The sequence below is a fragment of the Tardiphaga sp. 285_C5_N1_2 genome (genome assembly GCF_052076065.1).
GTDB lineage: Bacteria > Pseudomonadota > Alphaproteobacteria > Rhizobiales > Xanthobacteraceae > Tardiphaga > Tardiphaga robiniae.
Genome location: NZ_CP197241.1, coordinates 1829749 through 1854308 on the forward strand (window position 1 = coordinate 1829749; position 24560 = coordinate 1854308).

26 protein-coding genes are annotated in these 24560 nt (G+C 61.3%); 11 read left to right on the forward strand and 15 right to left on the reverse strand.

Translation table 11 applies throughout. The annotated features are described in order from the left end of the window. Window positions 1–11: 11 nt before the first annotated feature. Entirely contained in the window at window positions 12–440 is a 429-nt protein-coding gene (locus AB7951_RS08605; protein ID WP_093762031.1) for a CBS domain-containing protein, read from the forward strand. Between the two features lie 11 nt (window positions 441–451). On the opposite strand, the gene AB7951_RS08610 is transcribed toward AB7951_RS08605, so the two are convergent. Beyond that, the gene (locus AB7951_RS08610) at window positions 452–1504 is read right to left on the reverse strand and encodes a patatin-like phospholipase family protein (protein WP_170849844.1); all 1053 of its coding nucleotides are present in this window, start codon (window positions 1502–1504) and stop codon (window positions 452–454) included. A gap of 226 nt (window positions 1505–1730) precedes the next feature. On the opposite strand from AB7951_RS08610, the gene AB7951_RS08615 reads away from it, so the two are divergent. Next, window positions 1731–2801 carry a hypothetical protein gene (locus AB7951_RS08615; RefSeq protein ID WP_374725648.1) on the forward strand — a complete coding sequence of 357 codons (1071 nt, stop codon included), beginning with the start codon at window positions 1731–1733 and terminating at the stop codon, window positions 2799–2801. Between the two features lie 239 nt (window positions 2802–3040). Continuing rightward, on the forward strand, window positions 3041–5509 hold the full coding sequence (locus tag AB7951_RS08620) for an EAL domain-containing protein (RefSeq protein ID WP_120286916.1): 2469 nt from the start codon (window positions 3041–3043) through the stop codon (window positions 5507–5509). 7 nt (window positions 5510–5516) lie between these two features. On the opposite strand, the gene AB7951_RS08625 is transcribed toward AB7951_RS08620, so the two are convergent. From AB7951_RS08625 to thrS, 3 genes are all read right to left on the reverse strand, one after another. Further along, the gene (locus AB7951_RS08625) at window positions 5517–6083 is read right to left on the reverse strand and encodes a nitroreductase family protein (RefSeq protein WP_120286915.1); all 567 of its coding nucleotides are present in this window, start codon (window positions 6081–6083) and stop codon (window positions 5517–5519) included. A gap of 124 nt (window positions 6084–6207) precedes the next feature. Next, window positions 6208–6420 carry a hypothetical protein gene (locus AB7951_RS08630; RefSeq protein WP_120286914.1) on the reverse strand — a complete coding sequence of 71 codons (213 nt, stop codon included), beginning with the start codon at window positions 6418–6420 and terminating at the stop codon, window positions 6208–6210. A 4-nt stretch (window positions 6421–6424) separates the two neighbouring features. Next, window positions 6425–8461 (reverse strand): threonine--tRNA ligase, encoded by a 2037-nt coding sequence (gene thrS, locus AB7951_RS08635; RefSeq protein WP_120286913.1) that lies wholly within the window; start codon window positions 8459–8461, stop codon window positions 6425–6427. 197 nt (window positions 8462–8658) lie between these two features. Between thrS and AB7951_RS08640 the strand changes: the two genes are divergently transcribed. Continuing rightward, the gene (locus AB7951_RS08640; RefSeq protein WP_120286912.1) at window positions 8659–9783 is read left to right on the forward strand and encodes an MFS transporter; all 1125 of its coding nucleotides are present in this window, start codon (window positions 8659–8661) and stop codon (window positions 9781–9783) included. On the opposite strand, the gene AB7951_RS08645 is transcribed toward AB7951_RS08640, so the two are convergent. After that, window positions 9780–10106, reverse strand: coding sequence for a GrlR family regulatory protein (locus AB7951_RS08645; protein ID WP_093762042.1), 327 nt, complete (start codon window positions 10104–10106; stop codon window positions 9780–9782). The two genes, AB7951_RS08640 and AB7951_RS08645, sit on opposite strands and share 4 nt — an antisense overlap. Window positions 10107–10245: 139 nt before the next feature. Between AB7951_RS08645 and AB7951_RS08650 the strand changes: the two genes are divergently transcribed. Further along, complete coding sequence (locus AB7951_RS08650) at window positions 10246–10680, forward strand: DUF3574 domain-containing protein (protein ID WP_338117511.1); 435 nt, start codon at window positions 10246–10248, stop codon at window positions 10678–10680. Here the strand turns inward: AB7951_RS08650 and yidD are convergent. Further along, complete coding sequence (yidD, locus tag AB7951_RS08655; protein WP_439061760.1) at window positions 10677–11015, reverse strand: membrane protein insertion efficiency factor YidD; 339 nt, start codon at window positions 11013–11015, stop codon at window positions 10677–10679. The two genes, AB7951_RS08650 and yidD, sit on opposite strands and share 4 nt — an antisense overlap. 237 nt (window positions 11016–11252) lie before the next feature. Between yidD and AB7951_RS08660 the strand changes: the two genes are divergently transcribed. Next, entirely contained in the window at window positions 11253–12191 is a 939-nt protein-coding gene (locus AB7951_RS08660; protein ID WP_439062671.1) for a hypothetical protein, read from the forward strand. An 11-nt stretch (window positions 12192–12202) separates the two neighbouring features. On the opposite strand, the gene AB7951_RS08665 is transcribed toward AB7951_RS08660, so the two are convergent. Both AB7951_RS08665 and AB7951_RS08670 read right to left on the reverse strand, forming a co-directional pair. Further along, window positions 12203–12667 (reverse strand): iron-sulfur cluster assembly scaffold protein, encoded by a 465-nt coding sequence (locus AB7951_RS08665; RefSeq protein WP_120286909.1) that lies wholly within the window; start codon window positions 12665–12667, stop codon window positions 12203–12205. A 331-nt stretch (window positions 12668–12998) separates the two neighbouring features. Beyond that, window positions 12999–13529, reverse strand: a complete 531-nt coding sequence (locus AB7951_RS08670) for a hypothetical protein (RefSeq protein WP_120286924.1) — start codon at window positions 13527–13529, stop codon at window positions 12999–13001. Window positions 13530–14006: 477 nt separating this feature from the next. Here AB7951_RS08670 and folE point away from each other — a divergent pair, with 477 nt between their 5' ends. Together folE and hisI are read left to right on the forward strand one after the other, a co-directional pair. Beyond that, window positions 14007–14729 (forward strand): GTP cyclohydrolase I FolE, encoded by a 723-nt coding sequence (gene folE, locus AB7951_RS08675; RefSeq protein ID WP_089264896.1) that lies wholly within the window; start codon window positions 14007–14009, stop codon window positions 14727–14729. A 103-nt stretch (window positions 14730–14832) separates the two neighbouring features. After that, entirely contained in the window at window positions 14833–15273 is a 441-nt protein-coding gene (gene hisI, locus AB7951_RS08680) for a phosphoribosyl-AMP cyclohydrolase (RefSeq protein ID WP_120286908.1), read from the forward strand. 18 nt (window positions 15274–15291) lie between these two features. Here the strand turns inward: hisI and AB7951_RS08685 are convergent, their stop codons facing one another. Continuing rightward, window positions 15292–15978 carry a hypothetical protein gene (locus tag AB7951_RS08685; RefSeq protein WP_120286923.1) on the reverse strand — a complete coding sequence of 229 codons (687 nt, stop codon included), beginning with the start codon at window positions 15976–15978 and terminating at the stop codon, window positions 15292–15294. Window positions 15979–16204: 226 nt separating this feature from the next. Between AB7951_RS08685 and AB7951_RS08690 the strand changes: the two genes are divergently transcribed. Together AB7951_RS08690 and AB7951_RS08695 are read left to right on the forward strand one after the other, a co-directional pair. Next, a complete protein-coding gene (locus AB7951_RS08690) occupies window positions 16205–17194 on the forward strand; it encodes a transglycosylase SLT domain-containing protein (RefSeq protein WP_441255736.1) in 990 nt (329 codons plus the stop codon). Between the two features lie 296 nt (window positions 17195–17490). Continuing rightward, complete coding sequence (locus AB7951_RS08695) at window positions 17491–18663, forward strand: DUF2336 domain-containing protein (RefSeq protein ID WP_120286906.1); 1173 nt, start codon at window positions 17491–17493, stop codon at window positions 18661–18663. Window positions 18664–18825: 162 nt separating this feature from the next. Here the strand turns inward: AB7951_RS08695 and AB7951_RS08700 are convergent, their stop codons facing one another. The 6 genes from AB7951_RS08700 to AB7951_RS08725 form a co-directional block, all read right to left on the reverse strand. Next, entirely contained in the window at window positions 18826–19407 is a 582-nt protein-coding gene (locus AB7951_RS08700) for an Hpt domain-containing protein (RefSeq protein WP_120286905.1), read from the reverse strand. A 22-nt stretch (window positions 19408–19429) separates the two neighbouring features. After that, entirely contained in the window at window positions 19430–19975 is a 546-nt protein-coding gene (locus AB7951_RS08705; protein ID WP_068731951.1) for a response regulator, read from the reverse strand. Window positions 19976–20070: 95 nt separating this feature from the next. Then, window positions 20071–20781, reverse strand: coding sequence for an alpha/beta fold hydrolase (locus AB7951_RS08710; RefSeq protein WP_120286904.1), 711 nt, complete (start codon window positions 20779–20781; stop codon window positions 20071–20073). 30 nt (window positions 20782–20811) lie between these two features. Next, window positions 20812–21591, reverse strand: coding sequence for an NAD kinase (locus AB7951_RS08715; protein WP_120286903.1), 780 nt, complete (start codon window positions 21589–21591; stop codon window positions 20812–20814). A gap of 122 nt (window positions 21592–21713) precedes the next feature. Beyond that, window positions 21714–23102, reverse strand: a complete 1389-nt coding sequence (locus tag AB7951_RS08720; RefSeq protein ID WP_441255737.1) for a serine hydrolase — start codon at window positions 23100–23102, stop codon at window positions 21714–21716. A gap of 115 nt (window positions 23103–23217) precedes the next feature. Further along, window positions 23218–23778: a tetratricopeptide repeat protein gene (locus AB7951_RS08725; RefSeq protein WP_120286901.1), complete on the reverse strand. Its 561-nt coding sequence runs from the start codon at window positions 23776–23778 to the stop codon at window positions 23218–23220. A 293-nt stretch (window positions 23779–24071) separates the two neighbouring features. Between AB7951_RS08725 and AB7951_RS08730 the strand changes: the two genes are divergently transcribed. After that, the gene (locus AB7951_RS08730; RefSeq protein ID WP_089264888.1) at window positions 24072–24356 is read left to right on the forward strand and encodes a His-rich protein BRANT; all 285 of its coding nucleotides are present in this window, start codon (window positions 24072–24074) and stop codon (window positions 24354–24356) included. Window positions 24357–24560: the final 204 nt, after the last annotated feature.

The following is a 24560-nucleotide window of genomic DNA, read 5'->3' on the forward strand; positions in this document are numbered from 1 at the left end:
AGGAGGCGACAATGACGGTACGTGCAATTCTCGATTCCAAAGGCCACCAGATCATCAGCGTCTCGCCGAACGATAAGGTCTCGTCGGTGGTGCAGATGCTGTCACAGCGAAGAATAGGTGCCGTGCTGGTGATGAGCCATCACCACATCGATGGTATCCTGTCTGAGCGTGATATCGTGCGGGTGATCGGAGAACGCGGCGCCTCGGCGTTGGATGAAGACGTGAGCGCCGTAATGACGCGCAAGGTCATTGGCTGCAAACCGGCCGATACGGTCGGTGCAATCATGGAAAAGATGACGACCGGAAAATTCAGGCATCTGCCCGTTATCGAGGACGAGAAGGTCGTTGGTCTGATCTCGATCGGTGACGTCGTCAAATTTCGCTTGCGCGAATTCGAACGCGAACAGGAAGCGCTGCGCGAATATATTGCTACGGCCTGAGCCCGCCGTGCTCAGCTCTGCGAAGTGGTCGGCTTCTGTGCAACGACGGGCGCAGGCGAGTTTGCCACTTCGGGGGCGAGGATTTCGATCGCCTCTTGAATGGACTCGACGGCGCGTTCTGCGGCGCGCGCGCCGAGCGTGATCATTTCTTCGGCGCGGTGGAAATCGAACCAGCCGATGCGACCAACGCGCGGTGCGATCAGGAGATCCGGCGGATCGCCGGCAAGGCGCGCGCGGGTGATCCGATCCTGCATTATGTTGAAGGCATCGACCATTACGGTAGAGATGCCCGGCCGTCCGCCGCCGCCGAAGAACTCGCGCTTCATGGTGCGCTCGGCCGAGAAGAACTTGCTGAAACCGCGCTTCGGCTCTTCGACTTCGATGATGGGCTCGGCCATTTCAGGTCCCGTGCCATGGTCGAAAATCGTGGTCGAATGGCCAAACACGTCATTGCTGAGATTGGCTGCGATGACAATCTCAGCGCCCAGCGCGCGCGCCGCCGATACCGGCACCGGATTGACCAGCGCGCCATCGACCAGCCAGCGATCGCCGACCAGTACCGGCGAGAAAATGCCCGGCAGCGCATAGGACGCACGCATCGCATCGACCAGGCGACCATGAGTCAGCCAGATTTCATGACCGGTGCGAACTTCAGTGGCGACGCTGGCGAATTTCAGCGGGAGATCTTCGATCAGCGTATGGCCCAGCGATGCCTCGAGCTGCGCGGCCAGCTTGTTGCCGCCAATCAGGCCGGAACCGTTCAGGCGAATGTCGAGATAGCTGAGAATATTGCGAGGCTGCAGACTGCGCGCCCATTCCTCGAGCGTATCGAGGTGGCCGGCGGCGTAGGATCCGCCAACTACGGCACCGATCGAGGTGCCCACCACGACGTTCGGGACGATGCCATGGGCGAGCAAAGTGCGGAGGATCCCGATATGGGCGAAACCGCGCGCCGCACCGCCGCCCAGCGCCAGACCGATGATCGGACGTCGAACGCTTCCCAAACCAGGCTTGTCGCGACCGTTCGCGCCATTCTGGCCGCGCCCCATCAAAATCTCCAGCACACTAAGCTCCTCGACGCCGCCGATATTAAATGCAGCTGCGCCATCATTCCAGACGGTAGCTAATTCATGATTTATGTCGCGTTTGCGAGGTTTAGGCACCAAATGTGACTGCAGAGCGACCCGCTACCGCACGGCGCACCGGTTCCTGGGGGCCTCACGCGATTGTGGGTCTGGCGGCGAGACGGCCGCGTCAAGGCTTGAATTTGTCGCGTTTTGGGTGAAAAGCATGACCATGACTGCACGGGGCCATGATTTGCGAACATCCGGCCGGAGCGGACGGCTGGCCATGGTGCTGGCCCTCGCTCTGCTGCAGGCTGTTGCCTTGCCCCGGATAGCGTCCGCACAGTTCTTTTCGGACCGCCCGGCACCGGTTCCGCCGGGCTCGATCCCGGATGTCCCGTCGGGTCCGGCCATCAGCCTCGCGCCGCCGTCCGGTCCTGCTTCGACCCCCCTGTTGCCGGCGCCGCTAACGCAGCCGCCGGTTGCCAATGTCGCTCCGCCTGTGCCATCGCCGGTTCAGGCTGCTCCAACAGGACCGGCACAGGGCGTGCTGGCGCTGACGGCGCGCTATGGCAAGGATATGCCGGTCATCAATAGCGGTCTGGTCTGGCGGGTTTATTCCGACAGGCCGGATGAGACTGGTGCCTTCAAGCTGATCCGCGAGGATCGCGGCGCCACGCCGAACATCGTGCTGCCGCCGGGCAGCTATGTGGTCCATGTCGCGCTGGGCCTTGTGAGCGCCGTTCGTCCGGTGACCATCAAGTCCGAGACCGATCGTGAAGCGTTCGTGCTGCCCGCAGGCGGATTGCGGATCGAGGGCCGCGTCGGCACCACGAAGATTCCGCAGAACCAGATCTCGTTCTCGATCTACAAAGGCAGCCAGTTCGAAGGCGGCGAGCGCACGCCGCTACTGCCGAGCGTTCCTGCCGGCGATGTCGTATTGCTGCAGGAAGGCACCTACTACATCATCTCGAATTACGGTGACGCCAATTCGGTGGTGCGCTCCGACATCCGCGTACAAGCAAGCAAGCTCACCGACGTGACCATCACGCATCGTGCGGCTGTCATCACCATGAAGCTGGTGAGCGACAAGGGCGGCGAGGCCCTGGCCAACACCGCATGGTCGGTGATCACGCCGGCAGGCGACGTCATCAAGGAATCCATCGGAGCCTTCCCGCGCGTCACACTGGCGGAAGGTGAGTACCGCGCCATCGCCAAGAACGAAGGCAAGGTGTTCGAGCGCCCCTTCAACGTCGTGAATGGCGTCGACGGCGAGATCGAAGTCATCGCGCGCTAACTGCTGCTCGCAAGCTACTCAACAATCTTCCAGAACAAAGGTCTCGTTGCAGACAACACGCTTCAAACGCGAATGAATTGTCATGCGCGTGTCATGGTCCTGAATCGCCAACTAACCATCGTGCCAGTTTATCGCGTTACAACACGTCGTTGCCGTCCGCGGCCGCGGAACGTTTACATGACGTTAATCCCCATAGCCCGAATAGCACGTATCGCTACAAGTGTTCCGAAGGGGATGTCGTGACCGCGGCCAGACAGTTATCCGGAAGCCCGGACGTCAAGTTGTTCGACGACATTCCCGCCTTGCAACGCAAATGGCGGGCGGCCGTTCGTCCCGGCCAGATTCTGCCCGGCTATGAAGAAGTGATGCTCGGCAGTCTTGGGCGGATGGCCGATCACATCGTCCTGCTGAAAGTCGAAGGTGAGACGCTCGAAGTGTCACGCAGCGGCCGCTATGTGCAACAGTGGTTGGGTGACGATCGCTGGGGCATTCCGCTCGAGGTGCTGGCACCTGATTGCGTGCGTGCGCTAACGGAAGCCGCAAACTGCGCGTTGCAGGCCAACAGGCCGCATCTGATGGTGGCGCATTGCGTGCGTGACGGTCTCGTCCACACCTATGACATTCTGGCGCTGCCGACAGCGTCACGCTGGGGTGGCCGGTTGGTCGGCGTCTATGTCAACGAGCAGGGCACCCGTTACAATCTGGTCGATGCGATCTTCTCGTCGACGGACGAAGGCATCGTGTCGCTTGCGGCAATCCGGGATTCCGTAAGCCAGGCTTTTGACTTCCAGATCGTGCATCATAATCAGGGCGCTTCGCGCCTGCTGAAAGTAACACCCACCGACCTTCAGTGGCGCAAGCTGAGCGCGGGCGGCCACGCATTGTCGCTGCCGAGCGTGACGAAATGGCTGCTGTCCATGATCGCCAATGGCCAGAGCGGTCAGCTCGAAATCGACAGCGATGATCGCAACCTTCGGCTCAGCGCCACCGCTTTTGGCGACTTGGTGTCGCTGACTGTGTCTGACGTCACCGACATTAAGCGCCGCGAGGCCTCGTTCCGGCTGCTGTTCGACAGCAATCCGATGCCGATGTGGGTGTTCGATGCCGAGACGATGGATTTTCTCAGCGTCAATGACGCGGCTGTCGCGCATTACGGATACGATCGCGCCACTTTCCTCCGCATGCAGCTCAAGGAAATCTGGCCGCGCGATGAATGGGAGCTCCACACGCGTGCGCTGATGCAGCTCGGAGATATCTATCAGTCGGATCGCAACTGGCGCCATCTGAAGGCCGACGGAAGCGAGATCGAGGTGCTGACCTATGGCCGCCGCGTGATGTTCGAAGGCCGCGACGGCTTTCTCGTGGCTGTCGTCGACATTACCGAGCGTCGCAAGGCCGAGGCGCGTGTGGCGCATATGGCGCATCACGATGCGCTGACGGATTTGCCGAATCGTGTTTTTTATCAGGAGCGTTTGGCCCAGGCGCTGGATCACGACAATCCGACAAAACATGTCGCGGTGCTGTGCATCGATCTCGACCTGTTCAAGAATGTAAATGATTCCTTCGGTCATCCCATGGGTGACCGGCTGCTGAAAATGGTCGCCACACGAATGCGCACCGAGGTGCGTGGCAACAATCTCGCGGCGCGGCTCGGCGGCGACGAGTTCGCTGTGGTGCTGGCCGCCGATATCACGCCCAATGAAGCCAATGATTTTGCCGCACGGCTCATTGAGATCATCAGCGCCCCCTATGACATGAACGGCGTCGAGGTCGTGATCGGCGCCAGCATCGGTATCGCCATGTCACCAGGCGATGGCGATACCAGCGAAGAGCTGATGCGCAATGCCGATATGGCATTGTACCGGGCCAAGTCCGAAGGCGGCGGTGTGCATCGCTTCTTCGAGCGCGAGATGGATCGTCAGGCGCAGAAGCGCCGCGACATGGAGCTCGATCTGCGCAGCGCTTTCGCTGACGGTGACTTTGAATTGCACTACCAGCCGCTGGTCGATCTGGCCGCCGATCGCATCACCGGATTCGAGGCGCTGTTGCGCTGGAAACATCCCGACAAGGGCATGATCTCACCGGCCGATTTCATCCCGGTCGCCGAGGATATCGGCCTCATCGTCACGCTCGGCGAGTGGGTGCTGCGCAAGGCCTGCGCCGAAGCTGCCAAGTGGCCGGACGATATCAAGGTCGCGGTCAATCTCTCGCCAGTGCAGTTCCGCAGCCGCAACCTGGTGCAGGTCGTGGTCGCTGCGCTGGCCTATTCCGGACTGTCACCGCATCGCCTGGAGCTGGAAATTACCGAGTCGGTCTTTCTTGCGGAAACCGAGGCCAACCTGGCTATCCTGCATCAGTTGCGTGCGCTGGGCGTCCGCATCTCGATGGATGATTTCGGCACCGGCTATTCCAGCCTGAGCTATCTGCGGAGTTTTCCGTTCGACAAGATCAAGATCGACCGGTCTTTCGTGAAGGATCTGATCGAGCGGCCGGATTGCGTTGCCATCGTGCGCGCGATCTCGGGGCTCGGTCGCAGCATGAACATCACCACGACGGCTGAGGGCGTCGAAACGATCGATCAGCTGGACTGGCTGCGCGCGGAAGGCTGCAACGAGGTGCAGGGCTTTCTGTTCAGCCCTGCGAAGCCAGCATCGGAAATCGAGAACCTGCTGCGCCGGTTTGGCAGCCAGGCGTCCCAGGCCGCGTAAATCCGGTTCAGAACCGGGTCACGACGTCCTTGAGTTCTGGCCGCGGCCGGTCCTCGATCACCTTGTCAGGCTTGCCGCCAATATGGATGAAGCCCGCCAGTTTTTCATTGGCGGCGAGGCCGAGACCTTCGAGCACGTCGCGGTCATAGGCCATCCAGCCGGTCAGCCAGTTGGCGCCATAACCCATGGCTGTAGCGGCCGACACAATATTCAAGCAGCTCGCACCTGCGGACAGTTCCTGCTCCCATGACGGAATCTTCGGATGCGGCTTGATGGTGCTCACCACGCCGATCACCAGCGGCGCTTCCGTCAGCTTGTGTTTCTGCGCCTCGATATCCTCAACAGGTGCATCGGGATTCTTCCGTGCGAATACGGTGGCGATGACGTTGCCTGCGCGTTTGCGGGCGTCGCCCTCGAAAATGATGAAGCGCCATGGCGCCAGCTTGCCGTGGTCCGGCACCCGTGCCCCAATGGTCAGGATGGTTTCGAGTTCGGCGGATGAGGGGCCGGAGCCGGTCATTTCGCGCGGTTTGACGGAGCGGCGGGTCTTCAGGAAGTCGATGATGTCGGGCACGGGCAGTTCTCACAGATGAGGATGCGCAGAATTCGCAGGAATTGAATGACCGCTTACCACGCGAAAAGGCCCGCCACGAGGCGAGCCTTGCTGATTTAGACGGATTGTGACCGCGCGCATCCGCTCAGCTGACCGTTTTGTGCTCCGGCATCTTGGAGGCACGGTCCAGCAGATCACGGCCCAGATCCTCCAGCACGGCCCGCGAGGCCAGATAGAGGCTATGGCCACGCTCCGTCTCGAATGCCAGCGCGACCACGTCCGGCCGGTTGGGATCGACGATCACCTGATAGGACCGAAGCGGATAGGCTTCGATCTCGATCTCTTCATCGTCGCTCATCGGCTCAGCCCTCCGCCAGTGCGCGCTTCACGTCGGGCGGTGTCGCCTCATCGACCAGTGCGGCGAGGGCTTCCTCGAGCGAACTGACCTTCTGGCCGTCGCTGCCGAGGCGGCGCACCGAGACCTGGCCGGTTTCGGCTTCCTTCTTGCCGACCACGAGCAGGGCAGGGATCTTGGCCAGCGAGTGTTCGCGGACCTTGTAGTTGATTTTTTCGTTGCGCAGATCGATCTCGACGCGGAGGCCAGCCTTGCGCGCGGCCGCGGCGACGACCTTGGCGTATTCATCGCCTTCCGAGGTGATCGTGGTGACCACCACCTGCACCGGCGACAGCCAGAGCGGGAAGTTGCCGGCGAAGTGCTCGATCAGGATACCGATGAAGCGCTCCATCGAACCGCAGATCGCGCGATGCACCATGACCGGTGCCTTCTTCGAGCCGTCGGCGTCGATATAGAACGCACCGAAACGTTCCGGCAGGTTGAAGTCGACCTGCGTGGTGCCGCACTGCCAGTCGCGGCCGATGGCGTCGCGCAGCACGTATTCGAACTTCGGTCCGTAGAACGCGCCTTCGCCGGGGCTGATCTCGGTCTTGATGCGACCGCCGGACTGGCTCTCGATCACCGACAGCACGGTGGCCATCACGCGCTCGGCGTGATCCCACATCTCGTCGGTGCCGACGCGCTTCTCCGGCCGCGTCGACAGCTTGACGACGATGTCGCCGAAGCCGAAATCCGAATAAGTCGACAGGATCAGGTCGTTGATCTTGAGGCATTCCTCGGCGAGCTGCTGCTCGGTACAGAACACATGGGCGTCGTCCTGGGTGAAGCCGCGCACGCGCATCAAGCCGTGCATGGCGCCCGACGGCTCATAGCGATGCACGACGCCAAATTCGGCGAGACGCAGTGGCAGGTCGCGGTAGCTCTTCAACCCATGCTTGAAGATCTGCACGTGGCCGGGGCAGTTCATTGGCTTCAGCGCAAACCAGCGCTTGTCCTCGGCCTCGTCGCCAGCGGACTGCGCCGCGAACATGTTCTCGCGGTACCATTCCCAGTGACCGGAGGTCTCCCACAGGACCTTGTCGAGGATCTGCGGCGCGTTGACCTCGCTATAGTCGCCGTTGAGGCGGCGGCGCATATAGGCGATCAGCGCCTGGAAGATGGTCCAGCCCTTGGGGTGCCAGAACACGACGCCCGGGCCTTCTTCCTGGAAATGGAAGAGGTCGAGTTCGCGACCCAGTTTACGGTGGTCGCGCTTCTCCGCTTCCTCGATCTGCTTGAGGTATGCGTCGAGGTCTTCCTGCTTGGCGAAGGCGGTGCCGTAGATTCGCGTCAGCATCGGATTGTTGCTGTCGCCGCGCCAATAGGCGCCGGCCACCTTCATCAGTTTGAAGGCGTTGCCGACCTTGCCGACCGACGTCATATGCGGGCCGCGGCAGAGGTCGAACCAGTCGCCCTGGTAGTAGATCTTGATCGGCTCGTTGCCGGGAATGGCGTCGACCAGCTCGACCTTGAAGGCTTCGCCTTTGTCGCGGAATACCTGCTTGGTCTTTTCGCGATCCCAGACGTCCTTGGTGAACGGTTTGTCGCGCGCGATGATCTCGCGCATTTTCTTCTCGATCGCGCCGAAGTCCTCGGGCGTGAATGGCTCGTTGCGGAAGAAGTCGTAATAGAAACCGTTCTCGATCACCGGACCGATGGTCACCTGGGTGCCCGGCCACAGCGTCTGCACGGCTTCGGCGAGCACGTGCGCCGCGTCATGCCGGATCAGCTCCAGCGCGCGGGGGTCGTCGCGGTTGATGAAATCGATCTTGGCGTCGGCGTCGATCGGATCGGAGAGATCCGAGACGGTACCGTCCAGCGCCATTGCGACGGTACGCTTGGCCAGCGACGGCGAGATGCCCTTGGCAATCTCGAAACCGGTCGTGCCCTTCGCGAATTCGCGCTTGGCGCCGTCAGGGAATGTAACGGTGATATTGTTGGTTTCGGCGGGGGTGAGGTTGGCGAGGCCGAACTTGAATCCCGAGCCTTCATTATTCTCTGTCATGTCTTCTCTCCGATGGCTCACTCCTGCACACGGGCGCAGGTAAGCGGACGAGCGGTATAGCAGCCGATTCGGGCGTTGCAACACCAGTCTGGCTGACCTGATTTGCACGCTTGGCTTGCAGGTTTGACTTGCATGCAGTTGCATCCATAAGATGCGATATCTTGACAGTCTCCCGCCCCTACGCCCCCACCGCACTCATGATCGGCAATTTCGTCACCGGCATCGGCCTGCTGGGGCCGACGGCGATGCTGGGTGAATTGTCGGCCGGCCTCGGCGTCACCATCCGCGAGGCAGGACTGCTCATCACCTTCGGCGCAGTGATGCTGTGCATCTGCTCACCGCTGATGTCGTGGCTGACCAGCCGGATCGAGCGACGGCACATGTTGATCGGCGTCATCGCGGTCGTGGCCGTGTGCAATCTCGCTTCGGCCCTTGCGCCCAACTATGCGGTGCTGCTCGCGATCCGCCTGGTGATGTGCATCGCTGCGGCACCGTATACTCCGCAGGCGGCAGGCGTGGTCGGCATGCTGGTGCCGCCGGAGAAGCGGGGTAGCAGCGTTGCTTATGTCTTTCTCGGCTGGACCCTCGCCGCTGCGGTCGGTCTGCCGCTGGTGACGTTCATCGCCAGCCGCTTCGGTTGGCGCGAGGTCTATGGCTGCGTCGGCATAATGAGTTGCATCAGTTTCGTGTTGCTGGTGTGGCGGATTCCGCGCGGGCTGTTCGGCGCCACTGTCGATCTCAGCACATGGTCGGCGCTGGCGCGCAACCGGCTCGTGCTGTTGTTGCTGTCGATCACTATGCTGCAGATCGCCGGGCAGTTCTCGATCTTCACCTTCATGGCGCCGCTGCTCGAACGTCTCGCGGGCGCAGGGCACGACGCAGCGGCATCCGTCTTCGCGATCTACGGCGTCTGCGGTTTTCTCGGCATCATGACGGCGACGCGGATCGTCGATAGCTGGGGGCCGCTGAGGACCTCCATTCTATCGACATCGCTGGTGTTGGCTGGCATGACGGTCTGGACGCTTGGCGCAGGCCATCTGCCCGTGATGGCGCTCGGCGTCGCGATCTGGGGGCTCGGCTTCGGCGCCATCACGTCGATGCAGCAGGTCCGCTTGATCATGGCGGCACCGTCGGCCGGTGCGGCGTCGGTCTCGCTCAATACATCGATGCTCTATGTCGGCCAGGCGATTGGATCGGGCATCGGTGGCGCGCTGTTCGCCGGCGGATACTTCCACGCGTCGGGGTTTGTCGCGATGGGTTTCCTGACGACGGCACTGGTGGCCATCGCGTTCAGCCGTAAAATGTCGGGACGTGTCGCTTAGTCGCAGATGCGGGTCAGTTGCGCCTTGAACGGCACGCCGGGCAATTGTAGCGCACTGCCTTCGAAATCGAGCAGGTCGCCATTGACGCGACCGGTCAAAGCCAGTGTGACACCTTCAAAGCCGAACACCGACTTGAAGCTCTGATCCGGGTTGTAGCGTTTCGATGACACCTTGACAGAGATAGTCTCGCCTCTGTTTTGATAGTTGCCCATGAAGGCGAAAGCGGAGTTGCCGCCGCGCAGCTTTCCGCCGATTGCATAGACGACGCCGGTCCCGGTGCCATGAATAGTATGAAAATGTACTTCGTATAGGCCGTCTTCCACCTGAGTGCCCCGGGCAGTGATGTTAAGTGAAGATGAATTTGGCGAGATGAAGTGGCGGCACCCTATGGTATCAAATGTTATTCAACAATCCCACCAGTAGGCATTTTGTAAAAATAGCTTTGATAATTTGAGGTTCGGTGTGCCGCGACATATCCGCCAACTGTTCTCCGCATGCCTTGCTACATTAACAGTCAGTGTGCTGATGAGCGGCTGTGCATGGCTGCCGCCGCAAGCGTGTCTGCCGCCGTCGCGCGTCATGGTGTCTGCGGAGATGATCTTCGGCCGCAACATTGGCGATCGGCCCGGTATCAGCGAATCTGCATTTGCAAATTTCGTCGCAAGGGAAATCACGCCCCGCTTTCCCGATGGTCTCACTGTCATCGATGGAGACGGGCAGTGGCGCGACGGCGTGCGTAATGTTGATGTCCGCGAAAGGGCAAAGGTCGTTCTGATCACTTTCGCCGACGACGCTCAGAAACGTGCCGACCTCGTTGCCATCGCGGACAGCTATAAGCGGCAGTTCAATCAGCAGTCCGTGCTCACGAAGGTCGGCAATGTCTGCGTAAGCTTCTAGTTTGCGCTGTCATTGACACCGCGCCAGCGCGCGTAGCGCCACGGTGTGTACCAACGGGCATCGGGCGACAGCTTGACCGGCACGTTGTCGATACCCGACGTGCCCCATGGCTGGCAGCGGAGCAGTCGGGCCAGTGTCATCCAGCCGCCGGCCCACAATCCGTAGCGCTCGATCGCTTCGTCGCCATAGACCGAACAGGTTGGCACGTGCCGGCAATTGTAGCCGACCAGCGGAGACAGCGTGTGGCGGTATATCCAGATCATGCCGCGACCGGCATTGCGCGGCAGCCGTTGAATAGTACCGACGCAGTTCGGGCACATGGATGAATGTTTCATGGTCGGATTGCTATCAGATCAGCCGGGTTTTGCCCGGTTCCTTTGCATGGAACCCATCTACTTATGCATTGGAGACACACCTGCCAATTTATTGCATGCAGTGCAGCAAAAGTAACTGGACGCTGCGGCGAAGCTCGTTAGGTTTTCACTTAACGCCCGTGTGACAGAATCATGAGCGTTGTTTGGGGCCGTTGCCATTGCTCATGAGAGTGCGGGGAAGGAACCGACTTGGGACGTATGAGGTCGCTTCGATCAGGTAGTTCGGCGCTGTTTCGCGCCGCGGCCTTTTGCATCGTTCTTCCCGGACTCGCGGCGGGCCTGCTGGCTTCGGCCGTGTCCTCTGCCCAAGCTGCAGCCGTTCTCGAAGAACGCAAACTCCCGATGCGCTTCACCTGGGTGGCCTGCGAGCCGAATTGCCGTGGCTGGATCGGCGCGGTGGGGATTGTCACCGGCGACACCGTCAGGGATTTCGACGAGTTTTCCAAAGGCCGCGATCTGACTGACGCGACAGTGGTGCTGGATTCCAGCGGCGGCTCGGTCAATGACGCCATCACCATGGGCCGGCGCTGGCGCAAGCTTGGTCTGAGCACCACAGTCGGTATCACGGTCGACCTGCAATCGTCCTCGGGCGTCATGAAGCCGGCGGTCGTGCCGCAGGCCTATTGCGAATCCATGTGCGTTTTTCTGCTGCTGGCGGGCAAGACCCGGTATGTGGCCGAGGAATCCCTGGTGCGCGTCCATCAGATCTGGATGGGCGACCGCGCCGACGACCCGAAGGCTGCGAGCTATACGGCAAATGATCTGATGATCGTCGAGCGGGATATCGGCCGTCTCGCCAAATACACCTTCGACATGGGAGGCACGGGCGATCTCTTGTCATTGTCGCTCAGCGTGCCGCCGTGGGACGATCTACATCGGCTTACGGAAGCCGAGTTGAAGCTGACCAATCTGGTCACCAGCCATAGTGTCGGTGATGTGTTGCCCGAGCCTCGCGAGCAGCAGGCGCCGGTCGCATCACTGGTGCCGAAGTCGGTACAGGATCGTTTCGTGAGCGGGCCGGAGAATGAAAACACCCCGGTCGCTTCGGCGCCGGTCGTGTCGTCGACGAAGTCGACCAAGACGGCCGAGGCCTCGGTGCCGACTGGCGGCGTCGTATCGGCACCGTCAGGGAAATAGCCGCGCTGGCGTTATGCCGGCGTCGGCTGGCTAGCTCCGGTGTTTGACTTGGCTTCAATCTGCCCGATGGCGTCCACGACCGCATCGAATGTGAGAAGCGTCGAGGCGTGGCGCGCCTTGTAGTCGCGCACCGGTTCGAGCAGGGCGATATCTGCCCACTTTCCGTCCGATGGCGGTGCGCCGTTTTCCTTCAGCATCTTGCGCACGGTCTCGCGCAGCGCACGCAATTCTTCGGCAGTCGAGCCGACCACATGACGCGCCATGATCGACGACGAGGCCTGGCCCAGGGCGCAGGCCTTCACGTCATGGGCGAAGTCGGTGACCACATCAGCATCCATCATGAGGTCGATCTTGACGGTCGATCCGCAAAGCTTGGAATGGGCGGTGGCTGACGCATCGGGAGCAGGGAGGCGGCCCAGCCGGGGAATGTTACCGGCGAGCTCGATGATGCGCTTGTTATAGATGTCGTTCAGCATCTGGTTCGGACCTTAACTGTGCCATCGGTCACCGGGATCACGTCCTTGGCGCGCGAGGAACTGGACTCTATATAGCGTCCATTCCATGAAATAAAAGATCAGCAGTTTCAATGGTCTGTGAGCAGTTATGTTTTTGGCGACGCACGGATTTTGCACGTCGCAGCCATCCCCGTCATGTAGGGACACTCTAGCGACCGCCCAACATCTCAGAAAGAAGGCACGCCGATCGGATCACATGCGATCCGTGATGGGAACAGACCCAAAGGCTCGATGCCTCCGATCAGCCGGCGCTCGTCCAGACATAAAAGAATCTCGGATCCCTCCGCGCCGCTTAATCGCTTCCGCGGCTGACGTCGCGCCGAGCCTGCGCGCGCTTGTTCGCCTGCGACACCCTCCCAATCCGTGAAGGAGGAATCTTGATATTCCGGCGCCGGCTCGGGATGGAGCGCATGCCTTCACCAGGGCGAGGATCATTCTGCGGTCGAGAGAATTGCCGTGCCCGTCGCAGGGCCAATGCGCGCCTGGCGGCCTCTCCGAGTTCCTTTTTCGCTTTGAAGTTTTGCAGGCGCCTCAGCTCCTTGCTAACGCGTTTTATAGCAGCAACGAAGACTTGCTTGCGCTGAGTTGCATGCTCGGCTGTTCCCGAAAAGCTGCTGCCCCTCGGTTCGGCTTTTCCTCTTGCTTCGCGCTGTCGATGCCGCGCTAGGGTGTGCTCCTTGCCATGAAAATCCCGTAGCCTCGAACGAAGGATCTCCAGCTTGTCGCGCGTTAATTTGCCGATGGCGGGATGATGAGTAGCAAGAACGATTTCTTGCTCGTCGTGTTTCAGAATGCTGATTTCATACTTGCAGGATGCCGCCATCGCCTTTTCCTCCAACCAATGCCTAGGTTACGGATCGTTCGCGCTGTTTCTGGCACCTCCCTCCGAACCAGCGTCCTCCATAAGAGTCGCGCGGGGAGCTGTTTGACGCGATGCGCGCTGCCAAGATTGTTCCTCCGTGCCATTCTGAAGTATCGGGTCATCACCCTAGGCTCACATGGTATTGCCCTTGAATCGCGTGCTGGGAATAATAGGAAAAAGACCAACGATTTAAATGTGATGAGTGGGTAGCCTGACGGCTGGCAACAGTCGTAATGGTCCACTATATAGGGCGGAGCCCGGCCAACAGAGCGCCGGGCGTTCTCCAGATCGCCGGAATTTGAGAATTCAGTTCGGCGGTCTCGGTGTTATTGTCGCAAGACGATGTTTTATTGACGGACTCAGGCGTCCGGCGGCCTTGCCGCCCCGTCTGCCCGGTGACACTCCGGCCTCCCGTGGGGCCGGTCGAACGGAGTAAAGATGGACGCTGTGATCAAGCCGCTTCGCGGCAAATCCCCGGATGGCAAATCTTCTGAAGTCAGATCTGCCGAGAGCAAAGTGCAGGAATTCCGGCCGGCGGAGCTCGATCCCGCCGAATTTCTGGCTGCGGCGGTAAATCCCGACCAGCTGCGGCCCTCGCGCGCCGAGGCAGAGCAGGCCGTGCAGACGTTGCTCGCCTATATCGGCGAGAATCCGCAGCGCGAAGGCCTCATGGACACCCCGCGACGCGTGGTCGAGGCCTATGACGAGCTGTTCCAGGGCTATCATCAGTGCCCGGCCGAGGTTCTGAATCGGACCTTCGGCGAGACCGCGGGCTATGATGATTTCGTGCTGATCCGCGACATGGCCTTCGTCTCCCATTGCGAGCATCACATGATGCCGTTCTACGGCAAGGCGCATATTGCCTATACGCCGGTGGAGCGCGTCGTCGGTCTCTCCAAGCTGGCGCGTCTCGTAGATATCTTTGGCCATCGGCTGCAGACCCAGGAGCATCTGACCGCGCAGCTTGCTGCTGCGGTCGATGAAGTGCTGAAGCCGCGCGGCGTTGCCGTGATGGTCGAGGCTGAGCACACCTGCATGTCGGCCCGCGGCATCCGCAAGGAAGGCTCACGCACTTTCACCACGCGTTTCACCGGCAATTTCCGTGACAATCCTGCCGAGCAGGCGCGGTTCATGTCGATGATCCAGTCCATGTCGCGCTAAACCCACGTCGCGCTGATCGCGCGACGACCGTGATTTGCTGCTAGAGTGTCGGGCGCATCAGGCGCCCGATTTTCGTTTGACGACCACAGCGAGAGATTTTCCCGTGTCCAATACATCGCACGCGCACAGTCATGATCTCGAAGAAGGCCTCGCGCTCACGCCGAAATTCGACGCTGCCGGTCTCGTTACCGTCGTGACGACCGACGTGGCGAATGGCGACGTGCTGATGGTGGCGCATATGAATGACGAGGCGCTGCGCAACACTATCGAAACCGGCGATGCCTGGTATTACAGCCGTTCGCGCAAGGCGCTATGGCGCAAGGGCGAGAGCTCGGGCAAGACCCAGCGCGTCGTCGAGATGCGAATGGATTGCGACCAGGATGCGATCTGGATCAAGGTCGAGCAGATCGGCGGAGCCGCCTGCCACACCGGCCGTCGCTCATGTTTCTATCGCGCGATCACCAAGGGCGAGGGTGGGGCAGCGAAGGTGTCGTTCATCGATGCGGACAAGGTGTTCGATCCGGCGTCGGTCTACGGAAGCTGAACTGGCTCCGATCTTGGGTTACGCCAGCCGGCTGGCAAAATCCTGCCGGGATTCGGCGGCGTTGATGCCGGTTGGATCGGCGATCATGTTCATGTAATCGACGGCCGCCGACCGGAGCTTGCCGTCCTTCATGGTCATGACGCCAGACAGGGTCTGGATGTTCATCGAACGGATATTGTAGTTCTTCCAGGCTTCCGCCTGTTTCGCTTCACTATTGGTCGATTTTTTCTGCTCGTTATAGAGATCGAGCGAAGCTTGCGCCGCCTTCAGGGCATTCAGGCCCGAGACTTCCTTCATCTCCTTGGCGAGCGCCGGATCGTCGCTGAACATCTTCTCTATCTTGGCCTTCCAGGGGCCTTCGGCAGTCACGTTGCCGAATTTGTCGACCTTCATATGCGTCGCATACTCCGGCGGGATGTTCATTTTCTCGAACGCTTTGGAGAGGCGGTCGGCCAGGGCGTCGGTCCGCTTCGTCAGCATTTCGTCGAATGTATCGGTGAGTCCCTCGGTCGCGGCCTGATCGGCCTTGGCCTTTTCGATAATCGCCTTGGCGCGGTCTGACAGCGATACGAAGGCGGCAGGGGCTGTCGGCGCAGATGCAGGCTTGTCGGATGAGACGGATGGCTTGGCGGGCGCAACGGCGGCGGGGGCCGCTTTGTCCCGCGGTTGGGTCGACGTCGAATTCGCGTTTGCGACCGCAACCATCGTGAGCTCCATTCCCGCTGCCGATGGAGCGAATCTCCGTCAGACACATACGGAAACACCCTCGCGTTAATGCTCTGTAAAATATTCAACCACGGATGGAGGTGTTGGGCGCCAAAACCGCCTTAGCGTTTTGTTAACCATGAATGTCCCACTGTGTCCGCGGCTTCCGCACGGCTGGCAGGGCACGATTCCTGGTAGTCATTTCGCGGCAGCGGGGCACCACACTATGGCGGTCGACGCGACCAACCTCGCATCAACACTCTCGTCAACGCGCAGTCAGGTGACCGGCGCGATCAAGAATGCTGCCGGCACCACGGGCACGAGCTTCGAATATCTGCTCGCCACCGCCAAGATGGAATCCAATTTCAATCCCTCGGCCACGGCGTCGACGTCCTCGGCCAAGGGCCTGTTCCAGTTCATCGAGCAGACCTGGCTCGGCACCGTGAAGGAAGCCGGCACGCAGCTCGGCTACGGCAAATATGCCGACGCCATCACCAAGTCGCCGTCGGGAAGTTATTCGGTGAGCGATCCGGCTGCGAAGGCTGAGATCCTGAAGTTGCGTGACGATCCCGTCGCGAGTTCATCGATGGCCGGCGTGCTGACGCAGTCCAACAGTTTCAAGCTCACTGGCGAGATCGGGCGCCGTCCCAGCGACTCCGAACTCTATATGGCGCATTTCATGGGCGTCAGCGGCGCCTCCAAGCTGATCAACAATGCGGCGAACAATCCGAGCGCATCGGGCGCTGCACTGTTTCCGAATGCCGCCGCAGCGAACCGGCCAATCTTCTACGATCAGAGCGGCAGCGCGCGCAGCGTGTCTCAGGTCTATTCGGTGCTGTCGGCGCGCTATGACAGTGCTGCGAATTCCACGGCGACACGGACGGCGATGGCATCCGCGGGTGTGGTGACGGCGCAGGCAGTCTCGCCACTGACGCCTTCCAGCAATGCGACTTTCCTGTCGCGCTTCCCGGATCTGAGCACCGCGCAGGTCGCAAGCTTTGCGTCCGATCAGTCATCGACGGCCGTGCAGGAACAGCCGATTTTCCGGTCGCTGTTCCAGGGCGGCGATCGTGCGCAACCTGTGTCGCCGGCCGTGCAGGAATTGTGGGGCAACCGCACGTCACTGACGTCCACGTCGCTGCCGAAGGCACCTGAAGTCGGCGTGCCCAAGCCGCTCGATCTGTTCAGCGATCGCGCCGGGACTTTTAGTAGTTAGCTCCGTCCCCTCATGGTGAGGAGGCGCGCAGCGCCGTCTCGAACCATGAGCTGTTGGCAGGCATCGCCGCTAGCGGCCATCCTTCGAGACGCGCGCAAGGGCGCGCTCCTCAGGATGAGGGCGGAGTGTGTGATATTCACCGGGAGCCACAGATTTCCCCGCGTGTCCGATCCCTTAATAAAACCTCAACAAACCCATAAGCTTATGGTGAACCGTTTGTTAAGCGGGATGGTTTATTTTCTCTGACAGTGGCATCGCGTTTCGGTGTTGATCTTGTTGCGTAGGCTGGCAGAACCATGATTGTTCGGCAGTTCATCAGTTGGGTACGGACCGCTCCAGCCAGCGAGCGGGCAGAGGCAACGCGCTCTTTGGCGCGGGCCTGGATTTTTTCTGATCTTTCAGACGACGACCGTGCCGCAGCCGAAGGCGCGCTGCTGATGCTGCTCGATGATGCGTCGCCGCTGGTGCGCCAGGCCATGGCGCAGGTTTTCGCCCGTGCGCCGTCGGCGCCCCCGGCCATCGTGCAGGCGCTGTCGGTGGATCAGCCCTGTGTATCGCTTCCAGTGCTTGAACATTCGCCGCTGCTGATCGATGCCGATCTGGTGGACATCGTCGCGACGGGGAACAGCGAGCTGCAATGCGCCGTTGCGCGCCGCATCAATCTTCCGATCTCGATCTGCGCTGCCATTGCCGAAGTCGGTTCTGCCGCTGCGGCGCTCGAACTCATCGAAAATCCATATGCCGAACTGGCGCCATTCTCCTGGGACCGTATCGTCGAGCGTCACGGTCATCTCGCCGCCATCCGCGAAGCGATGCTGGCCCTTGGCGACCTGCCAGCCACGACGCGCCTCGCACTGGTGGCCAAGCTCTCCGAAACACTGACCCGCTTCGTCGTTGCACGCAACTGGCTGTCGCCGGATCGTGCCGAGCGCATTGCCGACGAGGCGATGGCGCGCTCCACGGTCAATATTGCGTCGCGTTCGCGCGGCGACGAGATGCGTGATCTCGTGCATCACTTGCGCGAAGCCGGGCAGTTGACCGTCGGACTGATCCTCCGTGCCCTGCTGTCCGGTAATCTCGACCTGTTCGATCAGGCGCTGGTGGAGCTGTCCGGCCTGCCGCAGAGCCGCGTGGCCGCGCTGGTCTATGACGGCGTCGGTGCCGGGCTGAACGCATTGCTTGCCCGCGCAGGCCTGCCGGAGTCGACATTCCCTGCCTTCCGCGCCGCGCTGGCTGCGCGCAATGAAATCGGTTTCATCGGCTCCGTCGGTGGCGCCGTACGGCTGCGTCGTCGCATGGTCGAGCGGGTGTTGACGGTGTGCGAGACCGATGAGGCGGCGTCCGAGCCGCTGTTGATCCTGCTGCGGCGTTTCGCGACGGAATCGGCTCGCGAGGAAGCGCGGGTGTTCTGCGATGAACTGGCCGAACAGGCGAATGCGCGCGACGAGTATCAGCTGATCGCGGCGTAGGCTCACAGAGCGAGTCATTCCGGGGCGCGAGAAGACGCCGAAGGCGTCGGAACGCGGAATCCCGATATGTCTCGCGCTGTCGGAGACTCTCATGCTGGGATTCCGGGTTCAGCTCAATCCGCTGCGCGGCTCGCGCTGCCCCGGAATGACGACTGAGAACGGCTATTCCTTCGGAACGATGCTCGGCGCCGAGATCATCTCGAGATGATCCGGCCGATCCCGATTGACGACCGTCAGATAATCATCCGCGACGGCGCGCAGGCGGGCGCTGAGTTCGTTGGCTACGCCGGCCTTCTCGATGGTGTTGTGCTCGCGCACGATGGCCTGGATCGCATCGATATGGTGCTGGATCAGATCCGTCGGCACCGCATCGAGATCCGGGGCGTGTTCGAGAATCCGGCACAGGCTTTCGGCGGCCACGCCAGCGGCAGGAAAGCCGAAGGTCGAGGCGTCGCCCTTGATGTCGTGAGCGGCGCGAAACAGCTCGCCGCGGGTGTGCGTATCGAAGCCCTTTTTCAGGATCGCGGCATGTGCTGCGGCAAGGCGGTCGCATTCGCTGCGCATCCAGGTCTTGAACTCGCCGGAGAGATTGGCCAGCGCCTGTTCGGCGCGCGCCACGGGATCGTCGAGCTCGCGATCGATGACACGGCGGATCGCGTGCTTCAGCGTGTTCGGCGGCGTGATGACCTGGTGATCGGCGAAAGCCTGCACCTTCGGCGGCGCCGGCGCTTTGTTCTTGGCCATGGTCGTTTCTCCGAACATTGCGCTAGCCAGTGACACGGGCTTTATCCAGCAGCGATGGTTGCTGCAGAACCTCGGCCTCACCGCCATTGCGGCGTTCCGGTCCGATATAGGCGACGGTGGTGTTGCGGCGGCGGTCGGGCCCGAAATAGTTCTTCGTCTTGATGAAGGGGCGGGGATGCGCGACCACGCTCATGATACGCAGATAGAGACCCTTGGCCGAAATTGGTTTCGCCAGAAATTCGGTGACGCCGGCATCGCGCGCCATGGTGATGCGGCGCTTCTCGGAATGGCCGGTCAGCATGATGATCGGCGCGTAGGGATTGCCCTTGGAATCCGGCTGCCGGATCATCTGCGCCAGTTCCAGCCCGTCGAAAATCGGCATCGCCCAGTCGGCAATCACGATGTCGGGGACGTAATGGCTGTACATTTCTAGCGCCGTGGCGCCGTCCTCGGCTTCATAGACTTCGCGGGCGCCGAACGAATGCAGCAGCGTGCGCAGGATGCGCCGCATGTGCGGATTGTCGTCGCAGACCAGAAAACGCAGCTTGTTGAAGTCGATACGGAACATGATGCGGCTCGAACCGGGCTGGGACCGTTACCCGATGTTAACCATACCGCGCCGCGTCTTAACGAATGGTTGAGGCACTGCAGGAGCCCAGGCCGCTATGGGGACGTCCCAAGTCGACGCGATATTCCAAGAATCGCGTCCGCGGTCTCTGCGGGGCGGAGCATGGGATGCAAATGCGTGCCATTTAGCCTCGTAACTGGCCAGGCGCGTCGCTGAGCTTCTGCGGCTGCATGATCGTAAATTGTTGAAGTCTGGATGAAGCCGGCAGGCACATGATCCCAGCGCGGGAGTTCGATCGTGTCATCGAACCAATCGACGTGCATTTTGGGAAGTTCACTTTCGAATTGCGCGAAGGCTACGGGATCTCTGGCCAAGATATCAATGCCAACCAGAGATGCGCGACGGGCATCCCCAAAAAACCATTGTGACCAAATCGGAAGCGTCCCGTCGGCACCGGCGAGGTTTTTCACGTGGTCGTGCAAGGCGGGTCTGACGGGTGAGGCTGCGCCATGCGATGGGGGCACATCGCCATCGACAATGATGACGCCACGCATGGGCAGCCTGGTCGCCAGATCGACAGCAAGATGACTTGCAGAACTATGTCCCACCACAATCAGTTGGCTGCTCGGCACGATATGATCGAGAAGACTTTGGGTCCATGCGCTCCATGCAGGTGGCGAGGCATGGTAAGCCAATATGTCCGGTACTTGGACATGGCATCCTGCGCCCCGCAGATGTTCGGCCGTCGACTCCCAACTTGATCCTCGGACCAAGGGGCCTGCCACAAGGACGAAATCGAACGGCATAATCCCTCGGCGGTATCAGTTGGATGAATTCTAGTATCCGAACTGTTCGCTCAGGATGCGTTCTTCCAGGCTGTGGCCGGGGTCGAACATCATGCGCATCGAGATCGACTTGTCGGAGATGATTTCGACCCGCCGGACGTCGCGGGCTTCCTCGTTGTCGGCGACGGCGGCCACCGGGCGCTTTTCGCCTTCCAGCACCTCGATTGCGACGATCGCCGTATTGGGAAGCAGCGCGCCGCGCCAGCGCCGCGGGCGGAACGCGCTGATCGGCGTCAGTGCCAGCAGCGCGGCATTGATCGGCAGGATCGGACCCTGCGCGGACAGGTTATAGGCGGTCGAGCCGGCCGGCGTAGCCACGAGGATGCCATCGGCGGCAAGTTCGGCCATCCGTTCGCGTTCATCGATGAGGATGCGCAGGCGCGCCAGTTGATGCGTCTGGCGAAACAGCGAGACCTCGTTGATGGCGTGATGGATGTGCACGCCGCCATGGACGTCCGTGGCGCGCATCAGCAGCGGGTTGATCAGCGTCTCGCGCGCCGCGGTGAGGCGCGCATGCAGATCAAGCGTTGAGAACTCGTTCATCAGGAAACCGACGGTGCCGCGATGCATGCCGTAGATCGGTTTGCCCGTGCGCATGAAGTCGTGCAGCGTCTTCAGCATCAATCCGTCGCCGCCGAGGGCTACGATGATATCGGCGGTTTCCGGATCGGCATTGCCATAGAGCTGCGTCAGCTGGTCGAGCGCTGCCTGCGCTTCCGCACTGGTGCTGGCCACGAAGGCGATCCGGTCATAGCGCTTGGACGGGTTCATCAGGGGATCGCCGGCTCATGCTGCGTGATTGCGCGGGGTCGTCTAGCCGACCTCGCTGGGGCTTGTCGAGCGAAAGGATAGCAGGTCTTTGAGACCGCCGGGCTGCAGGGAGCGCCGCATCGTTAACGGAGCGAGCGGCGCCCGGTTGCTCCATATTTGCGGGTCAGCTCCTCCGCGACCGCCTTTTCGGGCCTTAATTTGCTGCCGGCGAGCCAAACCTCGGTCACTTTCCCGGTCTTGCTACGGACCCTCCGGACTGCTTCCCCATAACTGGAATAACCCGCGGCCGCGGCGATCGTGCCCTTGTCCTTGCCGGTCACCTCGATCTCGGCGACGTCCATGAAGGGATTGATCGCCTGAGGCGTGGCGACCAGCACCCGGTCTCCGATGGGCACCAGATCAAACGCGCTCCCTGAGGTCCACATGCGTCCCGTCCAGTCGCGGACGCGCTTCTGCGGCGCGCCGCGCTGGGCGAATGCGCGCAGGATATGCATGGCGCCATCAACCCAGATGGGTGCCCAGCCGTCGGTGGCATTGGTGAAAACCGAGATCGTCAGCTCGCAGGCCGGGATCACGGCGGTGCGCGAGATATAGCCATGAAATCCGCCATTGTGGCCGAACCAGTCCCAGCCGGCGGTGGTGCCGTTCATGGTGCCGAGGCCGTAATAGCTCTCGATAGTTGCGTGCGGATTGCGCCAGTGCCGCCGTGTCATCTCACGCCGGCCCGCCGCAGACAGCACGCTGTGCTTTGCATTGGGTGCAAGCTGCGCGAAGAAGCGCGCGATGTCGGCTGCGGTGCTGACGAAGCCCGCAGCAGGCGTGATGGCGTGGCACGGCGTGTCGCCGGGAATGACCAGACGGCGGTCGAGCGGAAGCCGCGGCGTATGACCTTGCGCGAGGGGCGCGCCATTTGCCAGCGGCATGTCGGGCTGGGTCTCGCGCAGGCCGACCGCATCAATGATCTCGCGCCTGATCCAGTCGCGATAGGGCTCGCCGGTGACAGCTTCGATGACGAGGCCGAGCAGGCCAAAGCCATGGTTGGAATATTTCAGCCGCGTGCCGGGCGCAATCGCGGGCGGTTGCTGCAGCTCGGACAATAGCTCCTTCTTGTCGAGATAGGGGCGGCTGTCGATGAACTGCCCGGCATCGACGCCGTCGCGCGTGAGGCCGGCGCTATGCGACATTAATTGTCCGATAGTCGTTGCAGCGACCTGCGGATGCAGGCCTTTCACATGGTCGCCAACGGGATCGTCGAGGCGCAATTTGCGTTGCTCGCGGAGCTTCATCAGTCCGGCAGATGTGAAGCTTTTCGAATGCGAGGCGATCCGGAAGCGACGCCGCGGCGTCAGCTTCTCGCCGGTCGCGAGGTCAGCGTGACCGAAGGCATATTCAGCGACGATCTTGCCGCGATGCGCGATGGCTACGAGGCAGCCGGGTTGCTGCGTCGTTGCCATCTGGAATGAGAGCCAGTCGTGGATGTAGTCGAGTGCGGGCTTCAGCCAGGGATCCATCAGAGGTCTCAATGTGAGGAGAGCGTCGCAGCCGCGAATATGAACTGATCTCTCAGCCATAACAAAGCCGGCACAATCCGAAGGATTGCACCGGCTGACTGATCCGCGAATGGGATCAGTAGGTGGGACCGGAGCCGGGCGCCTTGTCCAGCGCAGCAGCGAGCGATTTATATTCGGCGGAGTCCTTGCCGCTCAGCGAAGCAATCTTGTTGAGATGATACTGCGCCTGATCGCGGTTGCCCTGTTCGACCTGCCACAATCCGTAATACTGCCAGGTGCGGACATGAGCGGGGTCGGCCTTCAGCGCGCGCTCGTACCAGATCTGCGAGACCTTGTAGTCGCCGAGCTTGCGATAGGAGTAGCCGATCAGGTTGGCGACATCGGCGCGGTCGTCCTGGCCGAGCGCCTTGAGCTGCGCGATGGCGGCCGTGTAGTCCTGCTTGTCATAGACCGTGGCATAGGCCGCGCGATAATTGGCGAGGAACGCGGTATTCTCGCTGTTCGGATTCCTGGTCTCGGTTTTCTTCTTCTTGTCCTTCGTGCCCTTGGTGTCGGACGCCGGCGGTGCGGAAGGCGTATCGCCGCCTGCGGCATAGGCCGAGGTCATGAAGGGCGTGGCGGCAACGGCCACGGAAAACATTGCCAGCGTCGTCAGCCTGATCGCGAGGTGGGTCATGCAGCGCTCCTGTTTGCAACAGCAATAATCTGACACGGAAGTCTCAGGTTGTGAACACCGGACGTGGGTGTTCATTCCCGCTTGTGCCGACATGGGGAGCAGACTTGTGGCAGCAGACTTGGGGCAGGACGCCTGACCCAGCCGATCGTGACGAGGATGTCACCGAGATGAACGAAGCCTGTCCGGCTTCCTCAGAGTGGGTTCAGCGCAGCGTCGCTAGTCTGACTGCATTGATCGACAAGCCCGGCCAACCGACCGGTCAACTTCGTGATCGAGACCGACAGGAGACGACCATGTTGAAGAAAATTTCCACCGCGTTGATCGTAGTTTCCATGCTTGCCGCTCCCGCGATGGCTGCCGGTATCGCCAAGACCACGCCGGCGCCGATCACCAAGCCGGTGACGTCGGCCGATAACAAGGTGCAGGCCAAGCCCGGCGTGCTGAACGCAAATGCGAAAATGGTCCGCCATCATCACCGCCATGCCCGTCCTCATCATCGCTTCCACAAGAAGATGAGCGTTCACAAAGTTCACAAGCACACCGCCATCCAGACCACAGTCGTGCACAAGCGCGGCTGAGGGGCTCCGCGGTCGCGGCCTCATATTGCCCAGCCGCGATCGCGGAGTTTCAACGGCCGGCCTGCTGTACCTATCCCCTGGGATGCATAACATCCCTGAGGTGCGGCAGGCCGGTTCGTTTGCGCGGCTCCGTCACCGAGATGCGAATTCCAATTCCCGGGCGAACCGTCTAGGAGAGGCATGACGGGGACACGCCTGCGTAAT